This window comes from Microbacterium sp. MRS-1, from assembly GCF_000585455.1.
GTDB lineage: Bacteria > Actinomycetota > Actinomycetes > Actinomycetales > Microbacteriaceae > Microbacterium > Microbacterium laevaniformans.
Window position 1 is genome coordinate 1 of sequence record NZ_JAUF01000115.1, and the last position, 7,756, is coordinate 7,756.

Consider the following 7,756-nt stretch of genomic DNA (forward strand, 5'->3'; position numbering starts at 1 on the left):
CTCGCGACACACCTCAAGGATCGCCCACCCGCCCCACAACAGCATTTAGCAACACGGCCTAGTCAACCTCGTGCTCAGGCCTTCGAGGACTACCGGAAACTTCCCATGCCAGAGCGGGCAGGGTCCCGGTAGTAGTGGTCCGCTGCTTACTTGGTCGCTAGCTGTTGTAACACCGCAGAACTTCGGTCGCGATGTGGTCGATGTTCATCTGCTCTGCGTCGGCGATCGCGGCTTCAGCCAACCTACCGCGTTCTCTGTCATCTTCAATCAGTCGGCGGAGACGCTTGACAAGGGCACCGATCGAGTCGTCGACGACAGCTAGCGAGTCATTGGTTGGGAGATTGCCGACGAGACCACATGTGTCCGTGACTACGCACGGGAGGCCTACCGACATTGCTTCGAGGACTGACATCGGAAAGGGCTCATCAATAGAAGGAAGAACGTAGATGCTCGCCTTCGCCATACGCTCGAGCGTCTGACTACTCGCAAGGGGCCCTTCCCATGTGATCTGGTCCGCCCCGCCGCCTTCGATTGCGGTGAGGACTCTCTTGCCTTCGCCACCGTCCGGGCCTACGAGGGTGAAGCGCACGGAGGGGAACTCGTTCACGAGTTCGTTGGCGGCTTGAACAAAAGCGAGCGGCCGTTTTCGTTGATGCAATCTCGCGAGAAACAGGATCTCAGAGCACTCCCTCACATTTGCGCGGAGGTCGGACCGCGGAACCCCATTGTTGAGCCGTTGTAGACGCATGTTGAGCGTAGGGAAGGCATCGCGGAGCGCATCATGTTCGATCGAGTTGAGGAAGAAGACGCGTCGCGCCCTTCGCAATACGAAGCGCGTGGCGAAGGCATCGATCGCTTGCGCCATCCGACTCGCAGTCTTGTCGATCATCCCGTGTGTTTGGACCACGAAGGCCGTGCGATTCAGCGCAGCAAGAAGGGCCGTCGGGAGCGTCACCAAATCGCGAGTCATGTGAATGTGAAGAGCATCGTACGCTTTGCTCGACCTGACCAGGTGCAGCAAGAGCGACGGTGAGATCATTCCTGCGAAACCCAGGCGATGGTGAATCTGTCGGGCGGGGAAGAGCACGGCGGGTACTCCTTCGATGTCCCGCGGTGGGGCGCTGTATCCGGCGTAAGTGCCGAGTAGCGTCACTTCGTGCCCCTGCGCGCTCTGCGCCTTCGCTAGATTGACGGCGACGCGGACTGGGCCTCCAAAGTCACCGGTCGGTGTAACCAGCGTCACGACGTGTGCGATCTTCAACTGAATCTTTCCTTGACTGCTGCTCCATTCCAGATCGTGTTCGGCGGGATGATGCTGCTAACCACGGTTCCCGGAGTGACCACCGACGACGTACCTATGTGTGCGCCGCCCAATACAATGCAACGCGCCGTAACCCAAGCTCCGTCGTCGATTGTAATGGGGCGAGTGATTAGACCCATGTCCGTTCGGATTGCGTGACTGCCTGTTGTCAAGAAGCACTCTTGCGAGACGACGCAGTCCGTGCCGATGAAGACCTGATCCTGGTTGTGGATCCAAACACCCTCGCCGATCCAGCTTCTATCCCCTACTGTGAGCTTCCACGGGAAGCTCACCCTGGTCCGAGGGCGAAAAATGACGTCCTCCCCGATCTGTGCGCCAAAGAGCCGCAGCGCGGCAACTCGAAGTCGCGAACTAATCTGCCACGAGTTCGTGACGAGAAGTCGCTCCACCACGGCCCAGGAATATACAACCCAAGGGGGGCGACCCCAGGCGGCGCGCTCTCCGGGCGCATCTGCCAGATTCACAACCCGGATTTCTGAGGAGGTACTGGATTCCATCTCGCGCCTTTCGTGACGATTAGTTGAGCCGCATCATCTTCTGCGTTGCTGCCATTGGAAATCGCCACTTCTTCGATCCCAGTATTCGGCCGTGGTGAAGACATGCCTCGCAGGGTTACCGGCGACAACGGTGTCAGTGTCGACGTTCTTCGTCACGACTGAACCCGCTCCAACGATTGCTCCTGCCCCGATGGATACACCAGGCAGAATAGTCGCGCCCATTCCAATGAAGGCCTGGCGGCCGATAGTAATCGGCCCAGCTTTAAACATCTCGCGGTCATCTGTCCCGAGGAGCCGTTCTGCGACGCGATCCATCGAGAAGTCGTGGACGAGAAGTGTCACGCCATGACTGATGACGCAGCGGTCTCCGATAGATATCAACCCCAACCGCGGCGCGTCCCAGTAGGTGCGAGGGCTGATCCAGAGGGGCAGTCCCTCTACCGCTACACCGGCCGCGACAAGGGCTCGACGTGCTGCCAACCTGTAGGCCCGCTGGCTAAGTCGATCGATCGGCGAAAGCGCCGTTAGGAGGAGGCTAACGCTCACAAGGGGCCTTCCTAAGCGTCGGTGCGGGGTTTGCAGAAAGGGGTGAGGCGGGCATGCATTTCATCCGTTCGTAACGATCGGCCGCTATGGTGCTGGCGGTGACCACTCATCCAAGCGTCTCCATTCTCAGTCTGCACTACCCGCCCGAGCCGACAGGGAACGCTCCCTACACGGGATCGCTGGCGGCTGAGCTCGCAGCGCGCGGCGTGCGAGTTGTTGCGCACGTCGGTCAGCCTCATTATCCGGAGTGGAAGTTCCGGCCGGGTTACGAGCAGTGGTCCAGGGTCGAAAACGTTGAGGGTGTCGAGGTGCATCGTCGACGTCACTACGTCCCGCGACCGCCGCGTGGAGTCAGGCGTCTTCTTTCGGAGCTCAGCTTTGGGTTGCGCCTCCTGTTTGCTCGTATCAGAGCTGAGGATCGAGTGGTTGTGGTCACGCCGGCTCTGTTCGCGGCTGCAGTTGTTCTGCTGCGTCTGAAGCTGCGACCCACTCGACGAGTCTTCGTGTGGGTCCAGGACATCTACACGCTCGGGCTTGCCGAGACGGGTCAGGGAGGTGGCGCTATCGGCAGCGTCACGCGCCGAGTCGAGCGTTGGGTTATGCGCCGAGCAGACACCGTCGTCGTGATTCACGAACGATTCGCGAAGTACGTTACTGAGTCGTTGTCTGTGGAGGGTTCTCGCGTTGCGGTTATTCGCAACTGGACACACCTGCCGGCCGCTCCCTCGGTCAGCCGTGATGAAGCCCGAGTCGCTCTCGGGTGGCCACGAGATCAGCGCCTCGTCGTGCACACCGGCAACATGGGATCGAAGCAAGGACTTGCCAACGTTATCGATGCCGCCAAAAAAGCAGAGCAGGGCGGGCTTCGTTTGAAGTTCATGTTGGTAGGGGATGGGGCTGAGCGGCAGGCGCTTGAGGTGCGAGCCGAAGGCTGCAGTGCGATTGAGTTCGTTGACCCGTTGTCCGCGGAGCTTTACCCCCTCGCTCTCGCGGCGGCCGACATCCTTCTTGTGAACGAGAAGCCCGGAGTCGCTGAGATGGCCGTGCCCAGCAAGCTCACCTCGTACTTCAACTCAGGTCGCCCCGTGGTAGCTGCGACCGATTTGGGTGGAATCACCGCCTCAGAGATTCACGCGGCGGGCGCAGGCATGGTGATTGCAGCAGGAGATCCTGCTGCCCTCGTCGCCGCGGTGTGGAGCATGACCGATGCGGAGGGCGCCGCGTTCGGGGAAAGCGGACTCCGGTTCCGCGAGAACCAACTTGATGTTGTACGCGCAGTTGATCGCTGGCTTCAACTCCTGAGCTAGGCCACAAGCATTCAAGTGGTAACAATCGTTGACGTCGCGAAACACTCCGTGCGACTTCGCTCTGTATGCTGCCCGAAGATCGCCCCCCCCTCTCATCGATCGGAAGACATGACCAAGCGCGCACTCATCACCGGCATCACGGGCCAGGACGGCTCTTACCTCGCGGAGCTGCTGCTCTCGAAGGGATACGAGGTGCACGGCCTCATCCGCCGTGCGTCCACCTTCAATACACACCGCATCGACCACCTCTACGTCGACCCGCACGACGCGGAGGCCAAGCTTTTCCTGCATTATGGCGACCTCTCCGACGGGGCGCGTATGGTCACCCTGATGTCCGAGATCAACCCCGACGAGGTCTACAACCTCGCCGCGCAGTCACACGTGCGTGTCTCGTTCGACGAGCCTGAGCACACGGCTGACACCACCGGCACGGGAACGATCCGTCTGCTTGAGGCGGTTCGACTCTCCGGCATCACGACCCGCTTCTACCAGGCGTCCACCTCCGAGCTCTACGGCGCGACCCCGCCGCCTCAGAACGAGGAGACGCCCTTCTACCCACGCTCGCCGTACGGGGTCGCGAAGCTCTACTCGTACTGGATCACCAAGAACTACCGCGAGGCGTACGACATGTTCGCGGTGAACGGCATCCTCTTCAACCACGAGTCACCCCGCCGCGGTGAGACGTTCGTGACCCGCAAGGTCACGCGCGCCGTCGCCCGCATCAAGGCCGGCGTACAGAAGGACATCTACCTCGGCAACCTCGAGTCGATCCGTGACTGGGGCTACGCCGCCGAGTACGTCGAAGGCATGTGGCGTATGCTGCAGGCCGACGAGCCGGAAGACTTCGTGCTGGCGACGGGTGTCGGCTACACGATCAAGGACTTCCTCGAGACGGCGTTCGGACACGTGGGCCTGGACTGGCAGGAGTTCGTCAAGTTCGACGAGCGCTACTTGCGCCCCACCGAGGTTGACGCGCTCATCGGAGACCCGGCCAAGGCCGCGGAGAAGCTCGGCTGGGTTCCCACGATCGATGGGAAGGAACTGGCCAAGCTCATGGTTGACGCTGACGTGGAAGCACTGGAAAAGGGCGCCGACTGGATCGACACCGTCAAGCTGGCGTCGTGGGGGACCCTGTGACGACGGCTGTTGACGGCGTGGAGTACACGCCGGGTGAGTTGGACCGCGACGCGACGTTCTACGTCGCGGGTCACCGCGGGCTCGTGGGGTCTGCGATCGTGCGCAGGCTCGAGTCGGCCGGCTTCGAGAACATCGTCGGCAAAACGTCGGCTGAGCTCGACCTCAAAGATCGCGACGCGGTGTTCGCCTATATGGGCGAGGTCAGGCCGAAGTACGTCGTCCTGGCAGCGGCAAAGGTGGGCGGCATCCTCGCCAACTCCACGTACCCGGTCGACTTCTTGAGCGACAACATGCGCATCCAGGTCAACGTCTTGGACGCTGCACTCGCGAACGACGTCGAGCGCGTTCTTTTCCTCGGGTCGTCGTGCATCTACCCGAAGTTCGCCGAGCAGCCGATCCGTGAGGACTCCCTGCTCACCGGGCACCTGGAGCCCACGAACGACGCCTACGCGATCGCGAAGATCGCCGGCATCCTGCAGACGCAGGCCGTGCGCCGCCAGTACGGCCTGCCCTGGATCAGTGCGATGCCGACGAACCTCTACGGCCCCAACGACAACTTCTCGCCGAAGGGTTCGCACGTGCTTCCCGCGCTCATCCGGCGTTATGACGATGCGGCGAAGTCCGGTGCGCCATCGGTCACCAACTGGGGAACGGGAACCCCGCGGCGGGAGTTCCTGCACGCCGATGACATGGCCGACGCGTGCCTGCACCTGCTCGAGCATTACGACGGGCCCGATCAGGTGAACGTCGGCACGGGCTCCGATGTCACGATCCGTGAGATCGCCGAGACGATCGCGGGCGTGACGGGTTTCACGGGGGAGACCGACTGGGATACCTCGAAGCCCGACGGCACTCCGCAGAAGCTGCTCGATGTCTCCAAACTCGCCGAGGCGGGATGGACGGCCAAGATCACGCTCGAAGAGGGCATGGAGCGCACCGTCGCCTGGTATCGCGACCATGTCGACAGCATCCGCGAGTAGCGCGCTGTTCCGTCATATCGTGCTCTTCCGTGTGCACGACGATGTCAGCCACGACCGGGTGGAGGGGGCGATCGAACGTTTGCGATCGCTGGCCTCACTGCCCGGCGTGGTCGAGTGGCGCGTGGAACTCTCGCTCGACGCGCGAAAAGGGCGAGTGATCGTCGAAGATGCGACCTTCGTGGATCAGGACAGCTTCGAGCGGTTCCGCCTCGACCCACGCCACGTCCACGCAGCAGAAGCGATGTCCCACATCGCCGACTGGTGGAACGGCGATTACGCCGCCTGACGATACGCGGGCGCAGGTGCGCTGCGGATAGAGGACGTACGGTCTTGTACCTCCGAAGCCACCGCCGCCCATCCCACAAAGTCGCGGTCGCGGAACTCGTGAGCTATCGAGCAGTACGCATCGCGTCCGCTCCAGATAGCCTTCCCAGGCGACACACGGGAACCGCACTCGGCGCAGTTCACGCTCTCGATTCCCCAGATCAGCGCGTTGATGCGCTTCTTGACACGCTCGAGCATCATCCCCCCAGAGTGCTCACACAACCATTCCCCCCGGAATGGTGGGACGACGACGTCCAAGCGATGAAACTACGCCCAATCCCGGTAAAGATCAATTGGGAAGCGACGCGAGCTTCAGGAGCGCGAACAACTCCCGGCATCCGGGCCAGAGGTTTGCGGGCAGTGCGCGTGGCGCGAAGTAGTCGAAGTCGAGACCCTCGTTGCGTGCTCGCGGCGCCCCCTCCACGTCGAGGACGAAGGAGAGACCGATCGCGTGCTTGCGTGGGTCGTCGCCTGACACCGTTCCGTCGGTCGGCGTCAGGTCGGGCGGGAACCACTCGTAGACATAGTCCGGCTGCGGATTCAGCGGAAGAGTCGGCTCGATGCCGATCGTCTCGCGGCTGTGTCTGCGGATGGCGCCGGCGATCGTCTCCCCGCGCTGAATGCGACCTCCGAGGTGGCACCACACCCGGCCATGAGGTGAGTCGCGGAGGATCAGGCCGAGCTCTCGATGTCCGTTGCGTTCACGCACCAGGACGAAGTCGACGCAGGCGATCGGCATCGACTCCTCGATGAGGCGATAGGTATCGGCCGGTAGGAACGTCACGTGACCTCTCTTACGTCCGCCGGTTTACAAGCCGGATACGCATCTCTGATAGGAACAGTCTTGCGTGTTCACCTCAGCTCGCGCACCGTCCCCCAACTTGGAGCTCCCATGAAGCTGTCCGTCATCGGTTGTGGTTACCTCGGCGCGGTGCATGCTGCGGCCATGGCATCGATCGGTCATGAGGTCGTCGGCATCGACGTTGACCAGCGGAAGATCGATGCGCTCTCCAAGGGTGAGGCGCCGTTCTTCGAGCCAGGACTGCAGGAGATCCTGACCGCGGGCATCGCGGCGGGCAACCTCCGGTTCACCACTGACATGGCTGAGGCCGCGGGCGCGAAGGTCCACTTCGTCGGTGTGGGAACTCCGCAGCAGAAGGACAGCTACGCCGCCGACCTCACGTACGTCAACGGGGCGTTCGACGGGCTGCTGCCGTACCTGGCGCCCGGCGACATCGTCGCGGGAAAGTCGACCGTCCCTGTCGGCACCGCGGCAAGCCTTGCTCCCCGGGTGTCGGAGACGGGCGCCACGCTCGTGTGGAACCCCGAGTTCCTCCGCGAGGGCTATGCGGTGCAAGACACCGTGGACCCCGACCGCCTCGTCGCGGGCGTGCCGGCCGGCGAAGAGGGCGAGATCGCGGCATCCGTCCTGCGTGAGGTCTACCACCCCTCCGTCGCCAAGGGCACGCCGTTCATCGTCACCGACTACGCGACCGCCGAACTCGTCAAGGTGTCGGCGAACGCCTTTCTCGCGACCAAGATCAGCTTCATCAACGCCATGGCAGAGATCGCCGAGGTCACCGGCGCCGACGTCACCCAGCTGGCCGACGCCATCGGCCACGACGCCCGCATCGGGCGTCGCTT

At 62.6% G+C, this 7,756-nt stretch carries 8 protein-coding genes; 5 read left to right on the forward strand and 3 right to left on the reverse strand.

Annotated elements, in window-relative coordinates; all coding sequences use genetic code 11:
• Positions 1 to 157 precede the first annotated feature (157 nt).
• Positions 158 to 1,261, reverse strand: a complete 1,104-nt coding sequence (locus AS96_RS14255; protein WP_036291177.1) for a glycosyltransferase — start codon at positions 1,259 to 1,261, stop codon at positions 158 to 160.
• A 590-nt stretch (positions 1,262 to 1,851) separates the two neighbouring features.
• The gene (locus tag AS96_RS15940; protein WP_155947610.1) at positions 1,852 to 2,160 is read right to left on the reverse strand and encodes an acyltransferase; all 309 of its coding nucleotides are present in this window, start codon (positions 2,158 to 2,160) and stop codon (positions 1,852 to 1,854) included.
• A gap of 290 nt (positions 2,161 to 2,450) precedes the next feature.
• Between AS96_RS15940 and AS96_RS14260 the strand changes: the two genes are divergently transcribed.
• From AS96_RS14260 to AS96_RS14275, 4 genes are all read left to right on the forward strand, one after another.
• Positions 2,451 to 3,671 (forward strand): glycosyltransferase family 4 protein, encoded by a 1,221-nt coding sequence (locus AS96_RS14260; RefSeq protein ID WP_036291180.1) that lies wholly within the window; start codon positions 2,451 to 2,453, stop codon positions 3,669 to 3,671.
• A gap of 108 nt (positions 3,672 to 3,779) precedes the next feature.
• Entirely contained in the window at positions 3,780 to 4,808 is a 1,029-nt protein-coding gene (gene gmd, locus AS96_RS14265; RefSeq protein ID WP_036291183.1) for a GDP-mannose 4,6-dehydratase, read from the forward strand.
• A complete protein-coding gene (locus AS96_RS14270) occupies positions 4,805 to 5,788 on the forward strand; it encodes a GDP-L-fucose synthase family protein (RefSeq protein WP_231477290.1) in 984 nt (327 codons plus the stop codon). Before gmd ends, AS96_RS14270 begins: the two co-directional genes overlap by 4 nt.
• Positions 5,766 to 6,074, forward strand: coding sequence for a Dabb family protein (locus AS96_RS14275; RefSeq protein ID WP_051498907.1), 309 nt, complete (start codon positions 5,766 to 5,768; stop codon positions 6,072 to 6,074). The genes AS96_RS14270 and AS96_RS14275 overlap by 23 nt, the downstream gene beginning before the upstream one ends.
• 327 nt (positions 6,075 to 6,401) lie before the next feature.
• Here AS96_RS14275 and AS96_RS14280 read toward each other — a convergent pair whose 3' ends face one another.
• The gene (locus AS96_RS14280; protein WP_051498908.1) at positions 6,402 to 6,896 is read right to left on the reverse strand and encodes a DUF4916 domain-containing protein; all 495 of its coding nucleotides are present in this window, start codon (positions 6,894 to 6,896) and stop codon (positions 6,402 to 6,404) included.
• Between the two features lie 108 nt (positions 6,897 to 7,004).
• On the opposite strand from AS96_RS14280, the gene AS96_RS14285 reads away from it, so the two are divergent.
• Positions 7,005 to 7,756, forward strand: a 752-nt coding sequence (locus AS96_RS14285; protein ID WP_036291190.1) for a nucleotide sugar dehydrogenase, incomplete at its 3' end; no start/stop codon positions are given.

Coding starts and splice junctions, on each gene's coding strand:
- AS96_RS14260 (WP_036291180.1), top strand. CDS start 2,451: ATGGTGCTGGCGGTGACCACTCATCCAAGCGTCTCCATTCTCAGTCTG.
- gmd (WP_036291183.1), top strand. CDS start 3,780: ATGACCAAGCGCGCACTCATCACCGGCATCACGGGCCAGGACGGCTCT.
- AS96_RS14275 (WP_051498907.1), top strand. CDS start 5,766: ATGTCGACAGCATCCGCGAGTAGCGCGCTGTTCCGTCATATCGTGCTC.